At 55.1% G+C, this 23,631-nt stretch carries 33 protein-coding genes; 6 read left to right on the top strand and 27 right to left on the bottom strand.

Features of this window, described 5'->3' with window-relative positions:
* Nucleotides 1–69: 69 nt before the first annotated feature.
* The 22 genes from HGBM_RS19845 to HGBM_RS19740 all read right to left on the bottom strand — a co-directional run bounded on the left by HGBM_RS19845 (nucleotide 70) and on the right by HGBM_RS19740 (nucleotide 15,838).
* A complete protein-coding gene (locus tag HGBM_RS19845; protein ID WP_019122831.1) occupies nucleotides 70–966 on the bottom strand; it encodes a polyprenyl synthetase family protein in 897 nt (298 codons plus the stop codon).
* 1 nt (nucleotide 967) lies between these two features.
* Nucleotides 968–1,222, bottom strand: a complete 255-nt coding sequence (gene xseB / locus HGBM_RS19840; RefSeq protein WP_019122830.1) for an exodeoxyribonuclease VII small subunit — start codon at nucleotides 1,220–1,222, stop codon at nucleotides 968–970.
* A complete protein-coding gene (xseA, locus tag HGBM_RS19835; RefSeq protein WP_019122829.1) occupies nucleotides 1,203–2,570 on the bottom strand; it encodes an exodeoxyribonuclease VII large subunit in 1,368 nt (455 codons plus the stop codon). Before xseA ends, xseB begins: the two co-directional genes overlap by 20 nt.
* Before the next feature lie 20 nt (nucleotides 2,571–2,590).
* Entirely contained in the window at nucleotides 2,591–3,451 is an 861-nt protein-coding gene (gene folD / locus HGBM_RS19830) for a bifunctional methylenetetrahydrofolate dehydrogenase/methenyltetrahydrofolate cyclohydrolase FolD (RefSeq protein WP_019122828.1), read from the bottom strand.
* A gap of 83 nt (nucleotides 3,452–3,534) precedes the next feature.
* The gene (locus tag HGBM_RS19825) at nucleotides 3,535–4,503 is read right to left on the bottom strand and encodes a tRNA (adenosine(37)-N6)-threonylcarbamoyltransferase complex transferase subunit TsaD (RefSeq protein WP_019122827.1); all 969 of its coding nucleotides are present in this window, start codon (nucleotides 4,501–4,503) and stop codon (nucleotides 3,535–3,537) included.
* An 18-nt stretch (nucleotides 4,504–4,521) separates the two neighbouring features.
* On the bottom strand, nucleotides 4,522–4,926 hold the full coding sequence (gene nusB, locus HGBM_RS19820; protein WP_019122826.1) for a transcription antitermination factor NusB: 405 nt from the start codon (nucleotides 4,924–4,926) through the stop codon (nucleotides 4,522–4,524).
* Between the two features lie 15 nt (nucleotides 4,927–4,941).
* Entirely contained in the window at nucleotides 4,942–5,154 is a 213-nt protein-coding gene (locus HGBM_RS19815) for a DUF2273 domain-containing protein (RefSeq protein WP_019122825.1), read from the bottom strand.
* A 12-nt stretch (nucleotides 5,155–5,166) separates the two neighbouring features.
* Nucleotides 5,167–5,727, bottom strand: a complete 561-nt coding sequence (gene amaP, locus HGBM_RS19810) for an alkaline shock response membrane anchor protein AmaP (RefSeq protein WP_019122824.1) — start codon at nucleotides 5,725–5,727, stop codon at nucleotides 5,167–5,169.
* A gap of 102 nt (nucleotides 5,728–5,829) precedes the next feature.
* The gene (locus HGBM_RS19805; RefSeq protein ID WP_019122823.1) at nucleotides 5,830–6,249 is read right to left on the bottom strand and encodes an Asp23/Gls24 family envelope stress response protein; all 420 of its coding nucleotides are present in this window, start codon (nucleotides 6,247–6,249) and stop codon (nucleotides 5,830–5,832) included.
* Between the two features lie 67 nt (nucleotides 6,250–6,316).
* A complete protein-coding gene (gene accC, locus HGBM_RS19800; protein WP_019122822.1) occupies nucleotides 6,317–7,669 on the bottom strand; it encodes an acetyl-CoA carboxylase biotin carboxylase subunit in 1,353 nt (450 codons plus the stop codon).
* 16 nt (nucleotides 7,670–7,685) lie between these two features.
* On the bottom strand, nucleotides 7,686–8,210 hold the full coding sequence (gene accB / locus HGBM_RS19795; protein ID WP_019122821.1) for an acetyl-CoA carboxylase biotin carboxyl carrier protein: 525 nt from the start codon (nucleotides 8,208–8,210) through the stop codon (nucleotides 7,686–7,688).
* 225 nt (nucleotides 8,211–8,435) lie between these two features.
* Nucleotides 8,436–9,065, bottom strand: coding sequence for a SpoIIIAH-like family protein (locus tag HGBM_RS19790; protein WP_019122820.1), 630 nt, complete (start codon nucleotides 9,063–9,065; stop codon nucleotides 8,436–8,438).
* A gap of 12 nt (nucleotides 9,066–9,077) precedes the next feature.
* On the bottom strand, nucleotides 9,078–9,728 hold the full coding sequence (gene spoIIIAG / locus HGBM_RS19785; protein WP_019122819.1) for a stage III sporulation protein AG: 651 nt from the start codon (nucleotides 9,726–9,728) through the stop codon (nucleotides 9,078–9,080).
* A 27-nt stretch (nucleotides 9,729–9,755) separates the two neighbouring features.
* Nucleotides 9,756–10,418: a stage III sporulation protein AF gene (gene spoIIIAF, locus HGBM_RS19780; RefSeq protein ID WP_019122818.1), complete on the bottom strand. Its 663-nt coding sequence runs from the start codon at nucleotides 10,416–10,418 to the stop codon at nucleotides 9,756–9,758.
* 9 nt (nucleotides 10,419–10,427) lie between these two features.
* Nucleotides 10,428–11,612 (bottom strand): stage III sporulation protein AE, encoded by a 1,185-nt coding sequence (gene spoIIIAE / locus HGBM_RS19775; protein WP_019122817.1) that lies wholly within the window; start codon nucleotides 11,610–11,612, stop codon nucleotides 10,428–10,430.
* Nucleotides 11,613–11,625: 13 nt separating this feature from the next.
* Nucleotides 11,626–12,015 (bottom strand): stage III sporulation protein AD, encoded by a 390-nt coding sequence (gene spoIIIAD / locus HGBM_RS19770; RefSeq protein WP_019122816.1) that lies wholly within the window; start codon nucleotides 12,013–12,015, stop codon nucleotides 11,626–11,628.
* Between the two features lie 18 nt (nucleotides 12,016–12,033).
* Nucleotides 12,034–12,237 carry a stage III sporulation protein AC gene (gene spoIIIAC, locus HGBM_RS19765; RefSeq protein ID WP_019122815.1) on the bottom strand — a complete coding sequence of 68 codons (204 nt, stop codon included), beginning with the start codon at nucleotides 12,235–12,237 and terminating at the stop codon, nucleotides 12,034–12,036.
* A gap of 15 nt (nucleotides 12,238–12,252) precedes the next feature.
* Nucleotides 12,253–12,771 (bottom strand): stage III sporulation protein SpoIIIAB, encoded by a 519-nt coding sequence (gene spoIIIAB / locus HGBM_RS19760; RefSeq protein ID WP_019122814.1) that lies wholly within the window; start codon nucleotides 12,769–12,771, stop codon nucleotides 12,253–12,255.
* Nucleotides 12,759–13,721 (bottom strand): stage III sporulation protein AA, encoded by a 963-nt coding sequence (spoIIIAA, locus tag HGBM_RS19755; protein WP_026074546.1) that lies wholly within the window; start codon nucleotides 13,719–13,721, stop codon nucleotides 12,759–12,761. The genes spoIIIAB and spoIIIAA overlap by 13 nt, the downstream gene beginning before the upstream one ends.
* Before the next feature lie 144 nt (nucleotides 13,722–13,865).
* Nucleotides 13,866–14,393: a CD1247 N-terminal domain-containing protein gene (locus HGBM_RS19750; RefSeq protein ID WP_019122812.1), complete on the bottom strand. Its 528-nt coding sequence runs from the start codon at nucleotides 14,391–14,393 to the stop codon at nucleotides 13,866–13,868.
* 98 nt (nucleotides 14,394–14,491) lie between these two features.
* Nucleotides 14,492–15,508 carry an NADPH dehydrogenase NamA gene (namA, locus tag HGBM_RS28070; protein ID WP_019122811.1) on the bottom strand — a complete coding sequence of 339 codons (1,017 nt, stop codon included), beginning with the start codon at nucleotides 15,506–15,508 and terminating at the stop codon, nucleotides 14,492–14,494.
* Between the two features lie 66 nt (nucleotides 15,509–15,574).
* Nucleotides 15,575–15,838, bottom strand: a complete 264-nt coding sequence (locus HGBM_RS19740) for a DUF2619 domain-containing protein (protein WP_019122810.1) — start codon at nucleotides 15,836–15,838, stop codon at nucleotides 15,575–15,577.
* 167 nt (nucleotides 15,839–16,005) lie between these two features.
* On the opposite strand from HGBM_RS19740, the gene comA reads away from it, so the two are divergent.
* The 4 genes from comA (at nucleotide 16,006) to HGBM_RS19720 (ending at nucleotide 18,376) form a co-directional block, all read left to right on the top strand.
* Entirely contained in the window at nucleotides 16,006–16,830 is an 825-nt protein-coding gene (comA, locus tag HGBM_RS19735; protein WP_019122809.1) for a phosphosulfolactate synthase, read from the top strand.
* The gene (locus HGBM_RS19730; RefSeq protein WP_019122808.1) at nucleotides 16,821–17,537 is read left to right on the top strand and encodes a 2-phosphosulfolactate phosphatase; all 717 of its coding nucleotides are present in this window, start codon (nucleotides 16,821–16,823) and stop codon (nucleotides 17,535–17,537) included. Before comA ends, HGBM_RS19730 begins: the two co-directional genes overlap by 10 nt.
* A gap of 43 nt (nucleotides 17,538–17,580) precedes the next feature.
* Nucleotides 17,581–18,045, top strand: a complete 465-nt coding sequence (locus HGBM_RS19725; protein WP_026074545.1) for a DUF441 domain-containing protein — start codon at nucleotides 17,581–17,583, stop codon at nucleotides 18,043–18,045.
* Nucleotides 18,046–18,148: 103 nt separating this feature from the next.
* Nucleotides 18,149–18,376, top strand: a complete 228-nt coding sequence (locus tag HGBM_RS19720) for a hypothetical protein (RefSeq protein ID WP_019122806.1) — start codon at nucleotides 18,149–18,151, stop codon at nucleotides 18,374–18,376.
* 92 nt (nucleotides 18,377–18,468) lie between these two features.
* On the opposite strand, the gene efp is transcribed toward HGBM_RS19720, so the two are convergent.
* From efp to HGBM_RS19700, 4 genes are all read right to left on the bottom strand, one after another.
* Nucleotides 18,469–19,026, bottom strand: a complete 558-nt coding sequence (gene efp, locus HGBM_RS19715) for an elongation factor P (RefSeq protein WP_019122805.1) — start codon at nucleotides 19,024–19,026, stop codon at nucleotides 18,469–18,471.
* Between the two features lie 40 nt (nucleotides 19,027–19,066).
* The gene (locus HGBM_RS19710; protein ID WP_019122804.1) at nucleotides 19,067–20,140 is read right to left on the bottom strand and encodes a M24 family metallopeptidase; all 1,074 of its coding nucleotides are present in this window, start codon (nucleotides 20,138–20,140) and stop codon (nucleotides 19,067–19,069) included.
* 35 nt (nucleotides 20,141–20,175) lie between these two features.
* The gene (gene aroQ, locus HGBM_RS19705; protein WP_019122803.1) at nucleotides 20,176–20,613 is read right to left on the bottom strand and encodes a type II 3-dehydroquinate dehydratase; all 438 of its coding nucleotides are present in this window, start codon (nucleotides 20,611–20,613) and stop codon (nucleotides 20,176–20,178) included.
* Between the two features lie 64 nt (nucleotides 20,614–20,677).
* Complete coding sequence (locus HGBM_RS19700) at nucleotides 20,678–21,133, bottom strand: YqhR family membrane protein (RefSeq protein ID WP_019122802.1); 456 nt, start codon at nucleotides 21,131–21,133, stop codon at nucleotides 20,678–20,680.
* Nucleotides 21,134–21,282: 149 nt separating this feature from the next.
* On the opposite strand from HGBM_RS19700, the gene HGBM_RS19695 reads away from it, so the two are divergent.
* Both HGBM_RS19695 and HGBM_RS19690 read left to right on the top strand, forming a co-directional pair.
* Nucleotides 21,283–22,224, top strand: a complete 942-nt coding sequence (locus HGBM_RS19695) for a DUF1385 domain-containing protein (protein ID WP_019122801.1) — start codon at nucleotides 21,283–21,285, stop codon at nucleotides 22,222–22,224.
* A 34-nt stretch (nucleotides 22,225–22,258) separates the two neighbouring features.
* Nucleotides 22,259–22,603: a hypothetical protein gene (locus HGBM_RS19690; protein WP_019122800.1), complete on the top strand. Its 345-nt coding sequence runs from the start codon at nucleotides 22,259–22,261 to the stop codon at nucleotides 22,601–22,603.
* A 42-nt stretch (nucleotides 22,604–22,645) separates the two neighbouring features.
* Here the strand turns inward: HGBM_RS19690 and HGBM_RS19685 are convergent.
* Nucleotides 22,646–23,631 (bottom strand): patatin-like phospholipase family protein (locus HGBM_RS19685; protein WP_245553023.1); only part of this gene is annotated, 986 nt, incomplete at its 5' end.

Raw genomic sequence — 23,631 nt, 5'->3', positions numbered from 1 at the left:
CGTCTGTATATTATAAGGGTTTGCGGGAAAAAACACTACTCGCAGATGGAAAGAATCGCGGTTCTGCCGCTACTTTTGCCTGTCTTTGACGTAATCGGCCAGCTGGGTGAGCGAATCTGCCGCTATGCCTGCCTGAACGAGGGCGGACTTGGCCTCGGCAACCAGTGACGCGAGGCGGTCTTTGGCCTCCTGCAAGCCAAGCAGCGCCGGGTAGGTGGCCTTTTGCCGCTGCTCGTCGCTGCCCACTGCCTTGCCCATCAGCGAGGCGTCCCCTTCCACATTTAAGATATCGTCCTTGATCTGGAAAGCGAGGCCGATGCAGGTGCCGTATTTGGCCAACGCCGCAATCTCTGGCTCGCTCGCCTGCGCCAGGTAACCGCCGCCGAGCAGGGCCGCCAGCAGCAGGTCGCCCGTCTTGTGGCGGTGAATGTACTCCAGTTCGCCCAGCGAAAGGCTGCGCCCCTCGCCTTCGATATCCGCCATCTGTCCGCCGACCATGCCAGCCGCTCCGGCGCGCAGGCCAAGCTCGGCGATCAGCTTGACCGTCGTCTCCGCCGTCACTGCGGGGTGATGCAGATACGCCTCGGCAATGTGGGCAAAGGCGCGGGTCAGCAGGGCATCCCCGGCCAAGATGGCCGTCGCTTCCCCGTAGACCTTGTGATTCGTCGGTTTGCCGCGGCGCAGATCGTCATCGTCCATCGCCGGCAGATCGTCGTGAATCAGCGAGTAGGTATGGATCATCTCCAGCGCCACTGCATAGGGCACCCCCCACTCCAACGGCTTGCCAAACGCTTCAAGGACGGCCAGCACGAGTACAGGGCGCAGCCGCTTCCCTCCTGCTGCAAGGGAGTAGGCCATGGACTCGTAGAGTCTAGGCGGAACCCCTTCGCGCTCCAAGGCAGGCAAGAGATTTTGCTCGACGAGTTGTATCTTTTCCTGTAAGTAAAGGGATAAAGCAGCAGTCATCTTACGCTTCTCCCTCCAATGAGAACGGTTTTTGGGTGACTTTCCCGTTTTCCTCCAGCAGCTGCATCACTTGTGCTTCTATGACATCCAGCTTTTGTCCGCACAGGCGCGACAGCTGCATCCCTTCCTGATAGAGCTTGATCGCTTCTTCCAGCGGCACATCGCCTTCCTCCAGACGGCGCACTAGTTCTTCCAGTCGCTGCATCGCTTCTTCAAATTGCAGTTCAGTATCTTGCTCAGCCTTTTTCCGGGTCATGCTGTATTCCCTCCCGATTTGTCTCTAGCACTTCTGCACGAATTGTCCCATCGCTTAATCGTACCATGAGCTTGTCGCCCGGGGCAATGTCACGGACCGACTTGGCGAGCTGTGACTCGCGGTAGACCAGAGCGTATCCGCGCTGCATCACCTTGAGCGGACTGAGCGCATCCAATTGGGCGAGCAATCCCGTCCATTCCGCTCTGGCGCGTTCCACCCGGTAACCCATGCGCTGCTGCAGCTGTGCCTGCATCCGGTGAAGCTGCTGGCGGTGAACCTTGATGCGATCAGCCAGGCGGAACCGCTTGAGTCGCTGTGCCAATTGCTCCTGCCGTTCCCGGTGCTTGCGCAGGGCTTGTCTCATCCCCAGACCAAGCCGGTAGACGGCTTCGTCGAGACGCTGCTGCTGCTCTGCGACGCGCCGCTCGGGCTGACGAAGTCCGTACGACTGGCTGAGCTGCTCCAGTCTGGCCCGCTCCTGTGTCAGGCGGCCGTGTATCGCGCGATGCAAACGGTTTTCCAGCTGTTTGATCCGCTCCATCCACTCCAGGTAATGAGGCACAGCCAATTCGGCGGCAGCCGTCGGAGTGGCCGCCCGTACGTCGGCGACGAAATCGGCAATCGTAAAGTCCGTTTCATGTCCTACGGCAGAGATGACCGGAATTCGCGAACCGGCAATCGAGCGGGCGACATGCTCATCGTTAAACGCCCAAAGTTCCTCGATCGAGCCCCCGCCCCGCCCGACGATCAGCACGTCGACGTCGCCGTACTGATTGATCCGGCTGATCGCGGCGACGATCGACATCGGCGCCTCCTTTCCCTGTACAACGGCGGGAACAAGCAGGATGCCCGCCTGGGGAAAACGGCGCTTGATCGTGATCAGGATGTCGCGGACCGCGGCACCGGTCGGAGACGTGACAACCCCCACTCTCTTTGGAAACTTCGGAAGCGGCCGCTTCCGCTCTGCCGCAAACAGCCCTTCCGCCTGCAGCTTTTCCTTCAACTGCTCAAACGCCAGGTACAGCGAACCGATTCCGTCGGGCTGCATCTCTCTGGCGTACAACTGATAAGCCCCGTCCCGCTCAAATACAGAAATGGAACCACGCACAATCGCCTTGGTTCCATTTTTTGGAATGAACTTGAGAAAACGGTTGTAACTGGAAAACATCACGACTTTGACCCGCGAGTCCTTGTCTTTGAGCGTAAAGTACATATGTCCGCTGGTATGGTGGGTGAAATTGGAGATTTCACCGCGCACCCAGACGTCGGCCAATTGGCTGTTCTTCTCCAATTGACCTTTGATAAAGCGATTTAAATCGGTAACTGACCAGATCGCAACTGTCTTCATCAAACTGATCCCTTCACGATTTATTTTTGCGGGCGTCCGTACCGTTTTGCCGCTTTCACCGTGTTGGCCAGCAGCATGGTGATCGTCATCGGCCCTACGCCGCCCGGCACCGGCGTAATGTGGCCGGCGACTTCCGCCACCTCGTCAAACTTTACGTCGCCCACCAGTTTGCCGGTGTCAAGGCGATTCATGCCAACGTCAATCACGACGGTCCCCGGCGACACGTGCTCCGCTCCGATAAAGCCCGCTTTGCCCACCGCTACGACCAGGATGTCCGCCTGGCGGGTAATCTCGGCGAGGTTATGCGTCCGGGAGTGGCAGATGGTCACCGTCGCATTCTCATGCAAGAGCAGCATCGACACCGGTTTGCCGACGATGTTGCTGCGGCCGATGACGACCGCGTGTTTGCCTGCGATCTGTGTGCCTGTCCGCTTGATCAGCTCGATGATGCCGTGCGGTGTACAGGGCAGCAGGGCATCACTGCCAATGACCAGGTTGCCGACGCTGATCGGATGGAATCCGTCGACGTCTTTTTCTACGCATATTTCGTCAATCACTGCTTTTTCCGAAATATGGGAAGGCAGCGGTAGTTGAACCAAAATGCCATGAATGTTCGGATTCTGATTTAACTGCTTGATGGTAGCAAGCAGCTGTGCTTCACTGATGGACGCCTCCATCCGGATGACTTCCGAATAGATGCCAACCTCCCCGCAGGCTTTTTCCTTCGACCTGACATAGGACTGCGAAGCAGGGTCTTCTCCCACCAAAATGACCGCCAAACCTGGCTGTATGCCCTGCTGCTTCAGTCTGGCGATCTCGTCTGTCAACTGGGCGCGAATCTCCTGTGCGACCCTTTTCCCGTCAATGATACTGGCTGTCATCAAAAAAACTCCCTTCGTGCGTATCGGATACTCTTAGTGTATCGGGGAGCAGCCGTTATGTAAAGGCGAATTTTTTAAGCAAATCAACAATTTAATGTTCGTGTTTTGTGCTGCAGCCAACCCAATTGCGCCACCCCGTAAGCGTTGTCCCCGGAGTACGCCGGATCACAAAAGAAAAGCTCTGCTCCGATAGCGGGGTGCTCCAGGCGTTTGATCAATCGCTTCCTGATGTATTGATTTGCCGCAACACCGCCGACGATCAGGATCTCCCGGCTCCAGCCTGCCTCCACAGCATTGCGCAGCGCTTTTTCCAGCGTGTTGCAAAGACATTGCTCAGTCGCCCGGGCGATCTCTGCCGAAAGGACGGTCCGCTGCCCAGCAGCCCTCAGCAAAGCCGCTTCCGGTCCGGAAAAGCTAAATTGCAGCCCGTCGACAACGGAAGCGACCCGGAACGTCCCCTCCGCTTGCTGAGCCAGCCGTTCCAGCTCAGGACCTGCCGGAAACGGAAGTCCCAATGCCACGCCGATGCGGTCGACCAATTGTCCGGCGTGCAGATCGATCGACCCGCCGATCTTGTGAATCCGATAACCGGTGCTGACCCGTTCACAATCCAGAATTTCCGAAGTGCCGCCGGACAGGTGGACGGCCAGAAAACGGTCGGCTGCAGGCCGCTTCCGGGCGGTAAACTCGCCAGCTGCGATGTGACCCTCCTGGTGGCTCGTAAGATAACAGGGCACACCTAAAAAAACGGCCAAAGACTTGGCCAATCCCTCTCCGACTTTAAACACAGGCATGTAGGAATCATCTACAGGGCGAGGCTTCTCGCTGGCGCAGACGGCAGCTACCTCCCAGTCGTTCAAGCGAAGCTGATCGCTTAATTCGGGCAGGTTCATCACGTGCTGAAACACCGCTTCCGATTGCTGCAGGCCCCGTTTCCCCGGCTTGACCCGCAGGAGCCGCTTCGCTTCGGCGACGATCTCGCCATCCTCGCCGGCCAGACACAGCGAGGTCCGATAGTTACTTGTATCAATGCCGAGCAAGACTTTTTTCATCTGTCACCACCTGTTTTCTCACGCCTTTGTCGTTTCACGGGTCTGAATGTAGGCAGACAAAACCCCGTTGATAAAGCGGAACGACTGTTCGTCACTGAACAGCTTGGCCAGTTCGATCGCTTCGTTCAGAACGACCTTTTCCGGTATGTCCGCTTCAAACATCAGCTCGTAAAAAGCCAATCGGAGAATCGCCCGATCCACATTGGCGATTCTTTCCAGCTTCCATCCGCGCAGATAGGTTTTGATCTCTTCGTCGATTTGTGAGAGGTTTTTCAGCGTTCCTTCGACCAGCTGCAGCAAATAATTGGCGTCCTCATCGCTGTCCTCCATGACGAGGGCAACAGCATCCTGCAGGGCCACTTCTGCCACGTCAATCTGAAATAGGCACTGGACTGCTTTTTCTCTTGCTGTTCTGCGTTTCATGTTATACGTCACCCACTATTTGAATTTACCAGGCAGAATGCGATCCAAGATCTCGCGCAAATCCTCTTTGTCGTCCAGTTTTCGTCCAATGAAGAAACCGGCTGCGACAAACAGGATGAAAACCACCGTTTTCCAAAAGCCGACAATCAAAAAGATGATCCCGAACAACAGGCCGGCCAGAACGCCGAGCACCTTTCCCTTATGTTCCAACAACAGATTCCACAGCATACCGTTCACCTTCTATTCAACCCGCCTGGGGCGGGCGGAAGGGTTGTCTGCGCCTGCTACTTCGCTGATCACAACGGCTACTTCGGCGATTTCGATGCCGGCGATGTGCTCCACCTGCATTTTTACCGATTCCTGCAGTTTTTCCGTCATCTCCGGCAGCGGTTCCTCTCCATCGACCGAGATCCGAAGGACAATCATGTTGCCTTGTTCGGTAGCGCGTATGGTCGTTTTGAGTCCGCGGACCCCTCTGATTTTACGGGCCGCCCGCTCCGCGATGGCCCGGATCGTATCGAGCGAGATGATCACTTCGCCATGTTCCCCGCGCTGACGGATACCCGCCTCGCTGCGCGGCTTTTTCATCGTAATCGAGCTGACGAAGAAACGCAAGCTGATCAACAGAAAAACGAGGCTGACAATGATGTACGGAATGCCGTGCTGGATGTACATCCCCTCGAGAACGTACTGTGCCGTCTCGTACGGAATCCAGTTGGCTGCCATTGCGATCACAATCAGGGACAGGAGAATCAATGCGAAGCTGTATATTGTCAAGATAAAGCGGTCGAACAAATTCACCCGCAACCCTCCTTCACTTCAGTATCTAAAGGTTACTCCTATGTAGAAAATGCCTCCGATAAGTGGAGGCATGAGTATTGCTTGGGTTGATGAACACTTGTTTTAACGCACGCGCTGATATTCTTCCGTCACGGCAACCGCTGCTTGTGCCTTCTCGTCCGCTTTCAACTCAACGTCTACGATATGTACATTTACCTCGACGACGCTGAGGCCCGTCATGCTTTCAATCGCATTGCGCACGCTCTCCTGGATGTTGTGAGCTACTTCCGGAATGCGATGGCCGTATTTGACCACGATCGATACATCAACCGCCGCTTCGCGCGAGCCTACTTCCACGCGAACGCCGCGAGCCACGTTTTTTCGACCCAATTTTTCTGCAATGTCGCCAACGATACCGCCGCTCATCTGGGCAACGCCCTCTACTTCGGAGGCTGCCATACCGGCGATCACCTCTAAAACTTCGGGAGCGATCTGGATTTTACCAAGTTCCGTCTGTTCTGTTTCTGGTGTAAAGTCGTCCATCTTTCACACCTCCCAATCTTTATATCTCTATTATCATAGCAAACGAGGATGATTTTTACAAATCAACTTACTCATCAATCGTAATATCGTAAATGTCCAAAAACCGGGTGTCAAACTGGCCGCTGATGAACACCTCGTGATCCATCATCTTGAGGTGGAAAGGAATCGTCGAATGGATGCCTTCCACGACAAATTCCCCGAGTGTCCGTTTCATCCGGCGAATCGCATCGTTCCTGTCTTTCCCCCAGACGATCACCTTCGCGATCATCGAATCGTAATAAGGCGGAATCAGGTATCCCGGATAAGCGGCACTGTCGACACGCACGCCGAAACCGCCCGGTGCCAGGTATTCAGTGATCCGCCCCGGTGAAGGCATGAAGCCTTTCGCCGCATTCTCGGCGTTGATCCGGCACTCGATCGCCCAGCCGTTCAACTTTACGTCTTCCTGGCTAAACGACAGCGGCAGTCCTGCGGCTACATTGATCTGTTCTTTGATCAAGTCGATCCCGGTGATCATTTCGGTGACGGGATGTTCTACCTGAATCCGGGTGTTCATCTCCATGAAGTAAAAGTTGCCGTACTTGTCCAGGAGGAACTCAACCGTTCCCGCCCCGCTGTACTCAACTGCCCGAGCGGCCGCTACCGCGGCTTCCCCCATCTTCCGGCGAAGCTCTTCGTTCAGTGCCGGCGACGGAGCTTCCTCGATCAATTTCTGATGGCGCCGTTGAATCGAGCAGTCGCGTTCGCCCAGGTACACGACTTTTCCGTATTTGTCGGCCATGATCTGGATTTCTACATGGCGGGGACCTTCAACAAATTTTTCCAGGTAAACACCAGGGTTGCCAAATGCCGTCTTGGCTTCGTTTTGCGCGAGTCGAATAGCTTTCTCCAGGTCTTCATCGTTGACCGCTACCCGCATACCGCGTCCGCCTCCGCCGGCAGTTGCCTTGACCATGACGGGATAGCCGATTTCCCGGGCCGTCCGGACGGCCTCCCCGATATCTTCCACCAAACCGTCGGTTCCGGGCACTGTCGGGACACCGGCTTTTTTCATCGTATCCTTTGCCGTTGACTTGTCGCCCATCTTCGTGATCGCTTCGGGGTCAGGCCCGATAAACGTGATGTTGCAGGCGGCGCAAATCTCGGCGAAATCGGCATTCTCCGCCAGAAAACCGTAACCGGGGTGAATCGCGTCGGCACCTACCTTGGTCGCAACGCTCATCAGGTTGGCCATGTTCAAATAGCTTTCTTTTGACGGCGTCGGTCCGATGCAGTACGCTTCGTCCGCCAGTTTTACGTGCAGCGCCTCGCGGTCGGCTTCAGAGTAGACGGCAACGCTTTGAATGCCCATCTCGCGGCAGGCGCGGATGACCCGCACAGCGATCTCGCCGCGGTTGGCAATCAGGATTTTATGGAACATCTTGCATTCTCCTCCGTTATTCGGGCTTGACTAAGAAAAGCGGCTGGCCGTATTCCACAAGTTGGCCGTCTTCCACCAGCACCTTGACAATCTCCCCGGTCACTTCTGCTTCGATCTCATTGAACAGTTTCATCGCTTCCACGATGCAGACGACAGTGCTCGCTGTCACCTTGTCGCCAGCTTGTACGTATGCCGGCGCTCCCGGTTCCGGCGACCGGTAAAAAGTCCCGACCATCGGCGATACGATTTTATGATAGGCCGATTCATCCTCGGCAGCGGCAGTTTTTGCCTGCTCATGGACCGCTGCGGCGGCGGGGGCCGACTCGACGACCGTTGCCGCTGCAACCTGGATCGGCGGGGCGGCAGGGGCCGGCGGGGCGGCTGCGATACCGGACTGCACCATCGGTACAGCCGCGCCAACCGGCTGTTCCTCGGCCTTTTTCATGCTGACTTTTGCTCCGTCCAATTCCAATGTAAACTCCTGAATCGACGACTGGTCGACCAGTTTGATAATCTCGCGAATCTCATGAATCTTGAACATGTTTGTCCACTCCTTTAACAGGCAATGAGTCAATATGTAAACGGTCCTGATCAGCGGCATCTCCGTTGTGCCCATACATTTCATGGTAGCTTCTTTCATAGAGTTTCGTCAAGAAAGGATTTCCCTTTGGCTCTTTGCGCCTAGTGATCTAGTATGGGCAAAAAAATCAGGAACGATTCGAAGCGAATCCTTCCCGAGTCGATCCGATTATGGGCCGGTTTTGGGTTACGGGGTATATCGGACGGTGACACTGCTGCCTGAAACCTTCAATTCCTGCTTCGCCAGGGCGATGATGTCAACGACCTCCTTCGGCTCCAGTTTGTCTTTTTGTACGAGGACCGTTACTCCGTTGTCGTGGATGTCGACGATCGCGTCCTTGTAACCCTGCACTTTCAGCAGTTCTTCCATCCTGATCGAATTGTTTTCCTGCGTGGACAGCTGGTCGTACTTCAATTTGGCATCGGCAATCGCTTGCGACGAATCGGAGTTCATCATGATCGTCATCTGCTCATCCTTCAGCCGCTGTATCGTCGCTTCCCGCTGCATCCGCATCCCCGTCAGCGTATCGCTGGCCGCGTTCGGCAAAACATCCTGATCGGCGACCTGCGGCGTCTCCTGCTGTTTTGCCGTATCCGTATCGGCCGCCTCCCCTGTTCCTTTCACCGGCTTGGCGTCTGTGGCCGGCTGGTCGGTTTCATGCGAATCTACTTCCACGCCAGCCAGCGGTGCCTCCAGCTTGTTTTCTTCTCCCAGAGCCGGCTGATTCGTCGGCCCTTTAACCAAGTAGTAGCCGGATAGTACGACCATCACGGCAAGCATCGTCAGCAGCCAGACTGTTTGCTTTCGCAGTATCATCTTCATTACCTCCTAGCCTTTTTTAGGCAAAATTGAAATTCTATATGCAGGAACGTCCAACACTTTCTGAACGGCTTCGGTGATCCACGCTTTGACCTGTATGTTGTCTGCGCCCTTGGCGACCACCAGCACCCCTCTCACCTTTGGCTTCAGCGTTTTCACCACGATAGGCTGGTCTTGTTTGGAACCCTGGATCACCACGACTTGTTCATCCTTTGACTGATCCGTTTGATCGCGGGTCGCCCTGTCCTTGTCCGTTTCCTTGGTGGCTGCGGTTCGCGAATTGCTGTTTTTCTCCACCACGATCTCCGGCGTAGAGTCAAGGTTGACCATCACCTCCACCTTTCCGACGCCGATCACGCCCTCCAGCATTTCTTCCAGCCTGGTTTCGTAAAGGTTTTCATACTCGCGGATCTGATCCTTGCCCGGGGTGCCGCCGAGAGCTGGCAGCGACGCTTGCTCTCCTGTTGGGGGCTCAGCCTGGTTGAAGCTTCCCGGCAAGGGAGAATCGGGCTGGACGGACAGGAAGTCGGTGAAAATCATCGCGACGATGCCAAGGCCGAGCAGAATAATGAAATAGTGGATTGGCCGCATCTTTTTCTGGTTCTTCTGGCCCGGCTCGCTTGTCCCGCCCGCCCAGAGCTGCTTGAACTTGTCTAACATTCGCCATTGCCCCCCTTTTTGCTTCCATCATCGCCTGACCTCGGCCTTGTCTGTTTCACTTGCTACCTTCACCCGTTCGGCCGACAGCTCCCAAGCTTGCGCGATACTGCGGGCAATGTTCCGGTATAGCGGATGCTCGTCCTGTCGGCTCGCTGCCGGGACGGCGGCTGTTTCCTCCATCCTGTCATCCCCCACTTTAATGATCACCGGCTCAATCGGCCTGATTTGTCGGTCCGCCTTCTGCCGGGGGTCATTTGCGATCGTCAACGTGACACTTTCGATTTGCGGCTGTTTTCCCGGCTGACTGTCAATCGATACCACCACCTCACCTGCCTCTACACCGTATTCGGACCTTACCTGCTCGCGAATTTGCGATTCCACCTGTTTGGCTACGTACTCTTCCGCCTGCTCATTCTGCTGTTTGAGCAGTCTGTCTGCCAAGGCCCTGTAGTCGCTCTGCGGAGAAGAAAGATTCAGGTTTTCTTTATAGCGGGTGAGCCGAATGGCCAGCTCGTCTGGAGACAGCTGCAAGAGCGAGAATGCCGGCGTCAGAATGGTGATCAGGATGATCAGTCCCATGACCATTTTGACGTACTTCTGCAAGGTGGTATTGGGCAGAATCAAGTCGAGAAAAGCCGCCAGGAGGACGAGCAGGATAATTTTCTTCAGCCAGAGCGTTAACCAATCCATAGCGTTCACCTACCGTACCATCATCGAGATGTTCCCGGCGGAGATGATGATTGTAATGGCCAAAAAGAACATCAAACCGACCGCAGCCAACGCGGCGAAGACGTAGATCAGGCTCTTGCCGATCGTGCCGAGCGCGCCAATAATCGGGCTGTTTCCCAGCGGCTGCAGCACCGCCGAAGAAAGGTTGTAGATCAGCGCCAACACCAGTATTTTCATCGCCGGAAAAGCGCAGATGATCAACAGGATCACGACCCCGGCTAGTCCAACCGTGTTTTTTACCAATAGAGATGCTCCCATTACGGTATCGGTGGCATCGGAAAACATCCTGCCGACGACAGGGATAAAGTTGCCGGTCAGGTATTTGGCCGTGCGGATCGTCATCCCGTCGGTCACCGCCGTCGTCGCTCCCTGGATGCTCACGATCGCAAGAAAAATCGTGAAGAATGAGCCGAGCGCCCCCATCGCAATGTTTCGCAGCAATGTCGCCAGTTGGGTCACTCTGTACCGCTCGGAAAACAGGCTGGCAATCGCGAGCAGGGCCGACAGGAAAATCAGCGGAAAGACAACGGTGGAAATCATGATTCCGCTGATGTTGATCATAAACACGATCATCGGGTGAAACATCGCCGCCGAGGCGAGATTGCCCATTGCCGCCAGCAGCGCGAGCACCAGCGGGATCATCGCCAGCATGAAGTCGGACATCTTGGTGATCGCCTCTTTGGCGTAGGTGACGGCTACGTGAAAGCTGTTCATGGCCAGCACCATCAAGACCAGATAGATGATGGAGTAAGCGACGGTGCTGACGGCATTTCTCTCGAAAGCGTTCTGCATCGTCTCCAGAATCATCGCCAGCACGGTGATAATGATGATCGAACTGAGCAGCTTTCCGTTTGTCCAGATCTCGTGAAAGAAAAATTTCAACATGCCTTTGGCGACGCCGGGGAAGGTGAGCTCGCCGTCTCCGAGCAGCAGGGGGAAGAATCCAGGCGATTTTACGTCGGGCAGATACCCTTTGTACTCTTGCAGCGTCTTTTTCCAGAACTGTTCGACACGCGATGTGTCCAGCTGTTTGATTTGCTGGCGCATCAGCTCGCCCGCGGGACTTGCGGCAGCCGGTTCGGCAGTGTCGGCCGCGGCCGCCCCCGGGAGCAGGATTTGCCACAACAGTATAAACATCCATATGACGCGTGCCATGGACATCCCCCTCTCAGCCCGGCAGCAGATGGATCACGGTTTCAATGATAATCTGGACAATCGGGACGGCCATCACGAGAATGAGCACTTTTCCCGCCAGTTCGATCTTGGAAGCGATCGCTCCTTGCCCGGCGTCACGCGTCACCTGTGCGCCAAACTCGGCAATGTAGGCGATTCCGATAATCTTTAAAATCGTCTCCAAAAAGACCATATTCAGGTCGGCCTGGACGGCCAGGCGTTCCAAGATGCGTACGACCTCGGAAATCTTTCCGATCAAGAAGGTAAAAATGACAACGCCGCTGATAATGGTAAGCAGAAAGGCGAACAGCGGTTTCTGGTCTTTAATGACCAAAGCGAGCAGGGTAGCGACCATCCCTATACCGACGATTTGAACGATTTCCATCGGGGCACCCCCACGTCCTTAGTTAAACAAAAAAACCCGTTTCACTTCGGTAAACAAATCTCCCAGGTAATGTGCCACCATGTACAGCACGATGATAAATCCGACCAAGGTGGCCCAATGGGCGATATCTTCCTTCCCCGACTGCTTCAGGACGGTGTGGATGACCGCCATGATAAAACCGACTCCGGCGATTTGAAAAACGGGAGTCAAATCAAAGTTCACGGGTAACACCTCGCTTCAGAACATTAGGATGACGACCAATAAACCGCCGAGAAATCCCAAACTTTTGTACATCTTTTCGTACCGGTGCTGTTCCGCTCTCGCCTCTTCCTCCAGACTGCGCAAATGCGTCGCCGCGAGCCGCAGGTGCTTCTGCTGGTCCTCCCGGTCAGAACTGCCGAGCACGTGTCCCAATCCAGCCAACACTTCCCGCTCCGTTTTGCGCAGGGCCGTAGACGGCAGGTGTCGGTTTAACGCCATTTGCCAGCATTCCTGTGTCCCGAGGCCCTCTTTGGTCAGCAAAAACTCGGCTGCGCTGGTAAAGATCTGGCCGATTTCCGCCTGAATTCGTCTGCCGACTTGCAAAAAAGCGCGGGAGAGCGGAGTTGCCCCGTAGACGATTTCCGTCTCCAGCATCTGCAAGGCCATCAAGAGCCCCCGGATCTGAATTGGCCGCAGCGCGTAGTACTTGCCGATTTGCCAGCCTACCATCGAGGCGGAAAAGATGATGATCGCCGCTCCGATTACCTTGACCATAGCTGCTCTTCCTTTTGCAGCGGCTGCAGTGCCTGATCGTAAATTCCCTGGATCGTCCCAATCCCGCTGCTGCGGGAGAGCGTGATGTAGCGCGTGAACGCCCCCTGCTGGATCAACTTCGCCAGCATCGGACGGCGGGTGGTCTCTTCTACGTCCCAGCCGTGGGCGGTGCAGACGACGGAGACACCGGCGTAGACGGCTTCCCAGATCGCATCGCTGTCCTCCTGTCTGCCGATCTCGTCGACAATCAACACCTCTGGCGACATCGAACGAATCATCATCATCATTCCAACGGCTTTTGGACAGGCATCCAGTACATCGGTGCGCGGGCCGACGTCTCGCTGCGGAACCCCATGCAGGCAGCCGGCAATCTCGGAACGCTCGTCCACAATCGCCACTTTGCGGCTGGAAGCCCATTCGCTTCCGTAGCTGAGCGATCTGGCAATATCGCGAAGCAATGTCGTTTTTCCGCACTGCGGCGGGGAGATGATCAGCGTATTGTGCACCCTGGCTGCTTCCAGCAAGAACGGCAGAACCTTTTGGGCAATCCCCTTTTTTTCCCGCGCAATGCGAATATTAAAACTGGTGAGATCGCGAATTCCCTTGACTTCACCTCTCTCCAGCACGACTTTACCTGCTATGCCGACGCGATGTCCTCCGACGACCGTGATGTACCCCCGCTTCAATTCTTCCTCCAGTGCATACAGGGAATGCTGGCTGATTTGATTGATCAACTTGCCTGCCTGTTCTTCCGTGAACACCCAACCTTGCCTGGAATTTGCCGTCAATTGTCCCGTTGGGGTCACGTAGCTCGACAGCTGGCCATAGCGGATTTCAAGCGGCATGTTCTGCCTGAGGCGAATCTCTTCAATATTTTCTCTCACGGCTAGCGGCAGTGCGGACAGGATGTGGCGGACAGACGCTGGCAGGATGGTGCTGATCTCTTTCACTTGTGTCACCCCTTTGTCCACTTAGACTTACCTCATACCTATGCAGAAGTGGACGAGATTTATTCCACCAAATCAGATTCGGAAAGGCAGCACGAAAAAGCCCGGAGCAAAAGCCCCGGGCCTGGGTATGAAAAGCTGGCAGCGTCAAGTTGGATTGATCGGTTCCAAGCGGTTGTACGGCTCGATGATGTAATGGCGGTAGCCGTCTGTGTCGACCTCGTCGAGCAGCAGCAATGTCTCATGGCAATTGGGACATTCAACGACGTGGGTGATCTCGTATTCCGCACCTGTGCCATCGGCGCCCGCGCCTGTTTTGGACCGTTCCTGTCCGCGGTTGTCCAGTGAGGCGTACACGTTGGCGTCCTCGCTGTCGTCAAGGTCGTAAAAGTCCGACTCCGCCGACTCCGCATCCTCATCGTCCTCTACGATTTCGTACAGGGCTTCGTCGTCGGCTTGCAGCATGTATTCCAGGTCGCTGAGGTCTTCGTCAATCGCTTCCACATACACTTCCGTTTCCTCAACCCTGGCCTGCAGATCGCGTACCTGACCGTAAAAGTCATCCAGCACCTCGATGATCTCACCGATCATCTTGCCTTCCCGACTCGCTCCCGACACATCCATTCCCTCAGCCAAACCGCGCAGATAAGAGATACGTTTTTGCAGGTGCTCCATCTATTCCCCTCCTCGCAGATGTACAAAAGTATTGTTCCCTGCGGGGAGTGACTTACAAGTGGAAAAAACTGAGTCACTCTGCCGGTTAAACAGCCGTTTTAAAACGCGCGAAGATACTGCTGCGGTATGTTGTCCGGTGCCTCGAGTTCCCGTCCGGCATGCAAAGGCCAGTAAGGATTGCGGAGCAGCTCGCGGCCGAGAAAGATCAGGTCTGCCTGATCCTTCTGCAGAATTTCTTCCGCCTGTGCGGCTGTTGTGATCAAGCCTACCGCCCCTGTAGCAATGCCCGCACCCTGTCTGATCTTCTCCGCAAGCGGCACCTGATAGCCGGGATACGCGTCAATCCGGTAAGGCACGACTGCACCGGAAGAGGCGTCAATGAGATCGACACCCAACTCCTTCAAGCGCTTGGCGTAATCGACGTACTGCTCGATATGGTTGCCGTCGGGATGGTACTCTTCTGCCGACACACGGACGAACAGCGGTCCCTGCCACACTTCCTTGACGGCCAGGACGATTTCTTTTAACAGCCGAAACCGCTTGTCCGGATCGCCGCCGTATTCGTCTTCACGGCGGTTGGTCAGCGGCGACAAAAATTGATTGATTAAATAGCCGTGGGCCGCATGGATTTCGATGACGTCAAAGCCGGCCTTGCCGGCCCTAACTGCTGCCTGCTGGAAGTTGGAGACGACCTCTGCAATCCCTTGCAGATCAAGGGCCGTCGGCGTCTCATACGCGTCGGAAAAAGGGATTGCCGACGGAGCTTCGTGGACACCAGGAACGTCCTTTTCCGCTTTGCGGCCGGCATGGGCCAGTTGTATGCCGATAGCGGCCCCATTTGCCTTGACAAGCCGGACGATTTCCGCCAGCCCGGCGATGTGATCGTCATGCCAGATCCCCAGATCGCGGCTTGAAATCCTTCCGTTGGCCTGAACAGCCGTCGCTTCCACGATAACAAGTCCCACTCCGCCAACGGCGCGCGCAGGGTAGTGCACCCGGTGCCAATCGGTCACCCTGCCATCTTGATCTGCCGAATACTGGCACATCGGGGACATGACGATGCGGTTTTTTATTTGCATTCCTTTTACCTGTAATGGTTGAAATAAGCGGTTCATTTGCGACCACCTCCCGCCATATTCTACCACATACAGTACCGGTTTAATCAAATGTAAATGTGCTGATCATTTCCTGATTCCGATAAAAATACAGGTGATTCCTGCGAAAATCCACATGATTTTCGCCATGCTGATGCGGTCAGACAATCCCAAGAGGCCGATCGTTGTCGTCGTCAGCAGGATAATGGGCCCGACCAAGGCGAGCGCCGAGTTGACGATCAGCGCCTTTTCTACTTCGTTTAGCTTCAATATGAGCAAAGCGGCAAGAATTTCGATCGTGCCGGACAAAATCCTCAGCGATGCCATGCCGATAATTGCCTTCTCCAACATGCCAGTCCCTCCCCTCTCCCCAATTTATGCGGACAATCATCCGTTTAGGATAGCGGTTCGAAAATCTCCCAGCTTGTAGGCAATCGCCCACTTGTCTGGCCGCATATCACTCCTCCCGTTTGTCCCGCATAAACTACCTAAAACGCCTAGAGAAATGGGGAGACCGCATGATTGAGAATGAATCGCCGTTTTGGCCGCAAAGCTGGCTTGACCCTTCGAGCACCCGATTGGAAAAACCCCGCAGCAGCGGACTTACCATGGTGATTGACAAGGGATTGGGACTGCATGCGACCGAAGACTTGGTCAACGTCGCCGCTCCTTACATCGATGTTTACAAGCTGGGTTTCGGTACCTCTGCCCTGTATCCGACCGCCCTCCTGAAGCGCAAGATCGCCCTGGCCCGCATGCATCATATCGCGATCATGCCGGGGGGAACGTTTTTCGAAATCGCCGCCGTGCAGGACTCGGAGAAAGCGTATATCGAGAGAGTGACTGAACTCGGGTTTACCGCCGTGGAAATCTCCGATGGAAGTTTGCCGATTTCGCTTGATCAGCGCTATCGGGCGATCCAGCTTGCCAAAGAAGCGGGGCTAACTGTTTTTACGGAATTTGGAAAAAAATCCTCGACATTTGTCGTCTGCCAGGAACAGTTGTTTCAAACCCTGGAGGGGGATTTGCGCGCCGGTGCCGATTATGTCATCATCGAGGCCAGGGAATCGGGAAATGTCGGCGTCTTTAACCGTTCTGGCGAAGTGGACACCGCGTTCTTGCGCGACATCAGTCTCTTGGCCGGGGAGCGGGCAAACCGGTTGATCTGGGAGGCTCCGCGCAAGGACCAGCAGGTGGCCCTGCTCCTGACGCTTGGACTGAATGCCAACCTTGGCAATATTGCGCCGTCAGACGTTCTCTCGATCGAGACGCTGCGGCGGGGACTGCGGGGTGATACGGCCGATTGGGTACTGCATGAAAGGAGAATTGCTACATGCGAGTAGAGGTTGTCGGAACGGTCGAAGAGATTCGTCACGAACAAATTCGCGGCCGGATCGTGGTCGTGATCGACGTCCTTCGCTGCGCCAGTACGATCGTGACCGCGCTCGGCAGCGGATTTTCACAGATCGTGCCGGTCGAAACGATCGGCCAGGCAAACGCATTGCGGGGGGAAGGTGTCGTCTTGGCCGGCGAACGCTACTGCAAAAAAATCGCCGACTTCGACTACAGCAACTCTCCGACCCAGCTTAACCGGCTGAACCACGCGGGAAAAACGCTGGTGCTGACCACGACCAACGGGACCCGGGCGATTCAAAAGGCGGAGCGGGCTGAGGTGCTGATGATCGGCTGTTTTTTAAACGCTTCGGCTTGTGTCAAAAAGGCGCTCGACAGTCAGGTGGACATCACCCTGTACTGTGCCGGCACCCGGCAGGTTTTCGCACTGGAAGACGGCCTGGCCGCGGGCTGTATGGTGTCTTCGATCAAACAGGCTGTCCCCACGGCTGCGGTCAGCGATCTTGGCGAAGTATTGGCTGCCGGCTACCTGCATGCTGCCGGCAAGCTTCCCGACATGCTGTTTTCGTCGGTGACAGGCAGGCGTCTCGTGCAGCACAACTGCGTAGAGGATATTCGGTTCTGCAGCCAGGTTGACCTTTATCCGATCGTACCCGTCGTAAAGGAAAAACGCATACTCCCCAGCCTTGTCTCATAACCTGTATCAGCAGGAAAAGGACAGGGGTTCGATCAGGATGCAGATGTTGTCAGGCGAAGTAATGCTCGTCATCCTTATTATTGTAGGTTTGGTAGGCCGCTCCCCGATCATCGCGACGGCGGCCAGCATGCTGCTCGTCTTGAAGCTGACGGCGCTCGACCGTTACTTTCCGACCGTTGAGCGGCGCGGGATGGAACTGGGTCTGCTGTTTTTGACGATATCCGTCCTGGTGCCGTTCGCCAGCGAAAAGGTCTCGTGGAAGGATGTTGCCCCGTTGTTCACAACCGTGATCGGCCTATTGGCCTTGGCGGGCGGCGCCCTCGCTACCTATATGAACGGGAAAGGATTAGAGATGCTGCGCGCAGATCCGCAGCTCATCGTCGGTTTGGTCATCGGTTCGATTGTCGGCATCGTTTTTTTTCGCGGCATTCCCGTCGGGCCGCTGATGGCTGCCGGCATTACGGCTTTTTTTCTCAAGTTGCTTGCCTGGCTGACGAAATGGCATTAAAGCGCAGACTACCAGCGTCGGATGAAACGTGTTATAGTTTGACTAACTGCCGGAATCCTCCGGCTACGGGGGTCTGTCACGCTGGAACAAGGAGGCGTTAGCGATGGGAGAATGCAAGCTTGATCACACCTTTGAAGATGTGTGCAACAAATTGGAGCAGCAAGTGCCGCACTTGCCTGAAGATTTGGTTCGGCAGATCAGGTCGGCCCTTGCGGCGGATATGCCGCAGCCCTGCTTGAATGAACTGTTTCATGCATTGAAAAAATACGATTTGGCCGATCAGGAAGAACGGCGAGCAAAAGAGGCAAAAATTCGGGAGCTCCTCGGCTGAGGCGATGTTGGTCCAAAAACAGGAAAAGCAGTTGGCGCTTTGATGCCGGCCAACTGCTTTCTTCGTTTCTTGGTTTACCAGGAGAACGTGATTTATGCCCGGGAAACGTACGATTCCGAACGGGTATCGATGATCAATTTGTCTCCTTCGTTGACGAACAGCGGAACGTTGACGACAAAACCGGTTTCCAGCGTCGCTTTCTTGGTCGCCCCCGTCGCCGTATCCCCTTTTACCCCGGGTTCACATTCGGTCACGACCAGCTCGACCGTATTGGGAAGCTGGATGCCGATCGTCTCGCCGTTGTACTGCATGACTTGGACGTTCATGTTTTCTTTCAGGAATTGAAGTTCGCGCTCGATCTGTTTGCGGGTAAATGTGATCTGCTCGAACGTTTCCGTATTCATGAAGGTGTACTCGTCGCCGCTGCCGTAGAGGTACTGCATCGTGTTGGTTTCAATGCGGGCCGGATTTACCTTTTCGCCGCCGCGGAAGGTCATCTCGGTCACGTTTCCGTTGCGCAGGTTGCGCAGTTTGGAGCGGACAAAAGCAGCCCCTTTACCCGGTTTCACGTGTTGGAACTCAATCACTTGGAAAATATTGCCATCCACTTCGATCGTTAACCCAGTACGAAAGTCATTTACTGAAATCATGGTAGTCCCCCTAAAAGATCATAAACATCAATAGTATAAATTAGACAGGCAAAATGAGCAACTCTTTTGGTGATTTTGTGAGGATTTCACAACCGCTTTCCGTGATCAGCACATCGTCTTCGATCCGGACGCCGCCAACCCCGCTGAGGTAAATGCCCGGTTCCACGGTGACCAGCATGCCCGGCTTCAGTACGGTTTGGCTGGACATCGCCAGACTGGGGGCTTCGTGAACCTCCAGGCCGAAGCCGTGGCCGGTACTGTGTCCAAATTCGGCGCCGTATCCTGCTGCCGCAATGATGTCGCGGGTCAGCGCGTCCGCCTCTTTTCCGGTCATCCCCGATTTGATGCTGCCCACTCCATTCAACTGTGCCTCAAGGACAATCTCGTAGATTTCGCGCATCTTGGCGGGCGGCTCTCCGACAGCGACTGTCCGCGTGATGTCAGAACAGTATCCTTTGTACAGGGCTCCGTAATCCAGCGTCACCAGCTCGCCCGCCGCGATCTCTTTTTCACTGGCGGCTCCATGCGGAAGAGCGCCGCGTTGGCCGGAAGCTACGATAATGTCAAAGGAGGAAGAGGCAGCCCCTTGTTTGCGCATGAAAAATTCCAGCTCAAGAGCGATGTCCAGCTCCCGCACGCCCGGCCTGATGTAGGAGAGAATGTGTGTAAACGCCTCGTCGGCAATCCGCACTGCCTCTCTGACGACCTTCAGCTCGTCCTCGTCCTTGACGGCCCGTATTTGTTCAAACACCCCGGCGACAGGAACAAGCTCTACTCCGCCGAACACCTGGCTCCACTCCTCATAGGTGGCGAAGGTGATGTGCGCTTTTTCAAACGCTAACCGCTTTACCCCAAGTTCCTGGAGCTGCTTGTAGATAGCGGCTTTTTCATCCCGTTCGTGGTTGATCACCCGAAAATCGGGCGCTTCCGATTTGGCCTGGTCGATGTAGCGAAAGTCCGTCAACAGCACGGCATCCCGGGCTGTGACGATGACCCAACCCGCAGAACCGGTAAATCCGCTGATGTAGCGCCGGTTTACCGGTTTTCCCGTAATGATGGCGTCCGCCTGCCATTCTGTTAACGCTTTGCGCAATGCTTGTAATCGATGCTGCATCAGTTTACGCTCCCCTTTCAGAAGACAGCCCCAGCTTACTTGCCAAGCCGCCTGATCAGCGCACGGACGGCCCATTCGTACCCGTCTGTCCCCAGCCCGACGATCTGCCCGACCGTTACAGCCGAGATGACAGAATGATGGCGAAACTCTTCCCTGGCATGGACATTGGATATATGTACTTCAATCGTCGGCAATTCCACTGCGGCAATGGCGTCGCGAATCGCGTAGCTGTAGTGGGTAAAGGCTCCCGGATTCAACACGATCCCGTCGTGTACCCCTTTGGCCGCGTGAATCGCGTCGATGATCTCCCCTTCGTGATTGGACTGGCGGTGTTCCAATTTGATCTGGCATTCCGCCGCCAGCTTTTCCAGACGGGCAATGACATCTTCCAACGTCTCCGCCCCGTACACCTCAGGTTCGCGTTTGCCGAGCAAATTCAGATTAGGACCGTTCAACACCAGCAAAGAAAGCATAGCCGTCCTCCCGTTTCAAGGTTTTTCTCCTCATTTTACCACAACCAAAAAACGGGTTGAATAGTCACTCTCGATCATATTCCTCCAGCGTCATGCTCATCCCGACGAAAAGTCCGTAGGTGAGAAACCAGCCCAATTCCGTAAACAGCGTTTCCGCCCGCCATCTGCCCATCTGAAAGAAAAGGCCGAATAGGAGCAGGAGCAATAGTCCGTATATCAGTCCGACCCACCAGTGGCGAATTTTCATCAACAGCAGCGTAAAGATGGTCGTTGCGGCGATCGAGAGGATAATCAAGAGCAGCAATCCGGCGAAGAAGCCCTGCCAGGAATGTTCTCCCGCTCTGCCGAGAAACGGGCGGGAAAAGCTGAACACACCGTAGGGCGTAAAATTCAGAAAGTGAGCTGCGATCCGCAGCACGCCCCAAATAATCGCGCCCCAAAAACCCACTTCCAGGATTTTTGCCAGGCTGCCCTCGCTGCCTACTTGATTGCCGCCAGTCCGTTTGTCCGTTGCATTCATCGTCATCACCTCCCGCATAGTATGCCCCTGGCAAGATTTTTCACATCACGGGAAGCGCAATGACCGTTTCATTCCCGCAAGAAGAATCATCTGTATGTAGCAGGCATCGAAACTTTGCGCTACAATATGGATAAGGAAGGTGATACCACTTGGCTCAACCCAAAGTACCCAACTACGGTGGTCAAGCCGTCATCGAAGGAGTGATGTTTGGCGGCAAAAAGGTGACCATCACGGCCATACGCAAAAAAAATCAAGAAATCGAATACTACGAAGATGAACGCAAGGAATACAAGTGGGCGACCCGCCTCAAAAAAATCCCGCTCATTCGAGGAATCGTGGGATTGATCGAAGCGAGTGCCAACGGCGCCAAACACCTGAACTTTGCCAGCGAGCGCTACAGTCAGGAATCGGATGAGGAAGGCAGCTCCGAAGGACCGTCCAGACTTACCTTGCTGCTCGGCGTTGCCGTTGTCGGCGTCCTCTCCTTTGTGGTAGGGAAGCTGGCTTTTACCTTGATACCCGTCTTTCTCGCCAAAATTATTTTTGGCCATTGGGTTCCCGATGGCATCCCGCAAAATCTGGTCGAGGGTGCCATCAAGATCGTCCTGCTGCTGGGGTACATCAGCTTGATCGCCAAAACACCGTTGATCAAGCGCCTGTTTCAATACCACGGTGCCGAACATAAAGTGATTAACGCATACGAAGCAGGGGTAGAATTAACGGTAAGAAACGTTCAGTCGTTCTCTACTCTGCACTATCGCTGCGGCAGCAGTTTTCTCATCTTTACGGTAATCGTCGGGGTAATCGTCTACTCGCTGGTCCCCTACACGACGCTGACCGAGCGCGTCATCCAGCGAATCTGGCTGCTCCCCGTCGTCATCGGATTGTCGTACGAAGTGCTGCAGTGGACCAATCGGCTTCGCGATACCCCTCTGCGTTTCCTCGGGTATCCCGGTTTGTGGCTGCAAAAAATCACCACTCGCGAGCCTGACGACAGCCAGGTGGAAGTGGCGATTGCCTCGTTTAACCGGATGCGTGAGCGCGACCAGGAGTATTTGCAGTCGTCCAACCAGCTTGCTTCGACCGGCTGAAAGCAACTTCCCAATTTCCTTGAGGTGAGACTCTATGCCGACACGGATTCATCCGCTCATTCTGCTGCTGCTGATCCTGGCAGCCATCGGGTTCATCTTTCAACTGGTGACCAACCCGCTGCAAATCCTTCTGACGATCGCCATGATCGGGCTCATCCTGTTTTTCGTGAACAACTACTTGAAAACGGGAAGGTTTCTGCCGCGCAAGCCAGCGTTGAAGAGGAGCGCAAAACAGCCGGCAAAACACGTCCGCTCTCCTGCCAGGAAGAGCGCTGCATCCCGCCGCGACCATCCCTTTCAAGTCATTGAGGGAAACAAGGGAAAGCAGAAGGGTGAGGATGAAGACGGCCGCGGGCAGGAACCAAAAATGTATCATTGAATATGTGCGGATAGAATGGGGCTGCCCGCTTTGGGGCAGCCTTTAGTCATTGGAGGGATGGTCGCGGAACCGGTTGCAGTACTCTTGAAAACTCCACGTTTGCAAAAAGGCCTCTGTTGCCTTTCTCCCGCTGGCAATCAGTTCAACCCGCTTTGCTTCCGACAGGTTAAACTGAGTGGTTCTGATGCCCAGCGTCGGAATAAAGACCGTGCGGACCGCGCTGTTGTGTTCGATGTGAAATCGGTCATGGGCATCCAGCATCGTCGTCAGGAGCGCTTTGGAGAAGGATATCAACCCTCTGATTTTACTTTTTTCCCCAGAAGTTGCCTTGTTCGCCAGACGAAACCCGAATGCGGGCCATTCCGGCAAACCCGGGCCATCGAACAACCAGACAGGAAAGTTGCTCAAGAGTCCGCCGTCCACAATATAGTGAAAACCGCCATTTTTCTTCATTCGGTAAGGATAAAAAAAATACGGAATCGAACAGCTCATGCGAACAGCGCGAGCAATCGGAAAGTTGTCGGGATCAAGGTCAAAGTCGGTCAGATCATCAGGGAAAATCAGCATTTTTCCGGCGGTAATGTCGGAGGCGATAATCCGCAGCTTTCCCCCCGGCAAATCCCCGAAAACGCGAACTCCCTTTCGCGCAAGCAGTTCATCGACGAACTTTTCAATGTTGTCGCTGGGATAGATTCCCTCTTTGAACAGCAATCCGGCGATCCCTCCGATGTACGGCAGTCGGGCCAAGCCTCTTTGCTGCAGGAATGAAAGGTAGTTTAAGCGCTGAAAGACGGGGGTCAGTTCCTGGCTGTTGTACCCGGCGCTGAGCAGGGCGGCTACGATTGACCCGGCCGATGTGCCGGAGAGCCTGTGCCACTCAAAACCGTGCTCCTCCATGACCGAGATGGCCCCGATAAAAGCAATTCCCTTCACGCCGCCGCCTTCAAAGACAGCGTCTGTCTTCATCTGCCCCACCTCCCCGTTTACTTCCATCTTATCCTGTCGAAACTTGTCAAATGCAAAAAAAA

Source organism: Brevibacillus massiliensis, from assembly GCF_000311785.1.
In the GTDB taxonomy this organism is placed as follows: Bacteria; Bacillota; Bacilli; order Brevibacillales; family Brevibacillaceae; genus Brevibacillus_C; species Brevibacillus_C massiliensis.
The sequence above is the reverse complement of the archived record's forward strand: the minus strand, read 5'-3'. Positions and strand labels throughout refer to the sequence as shown.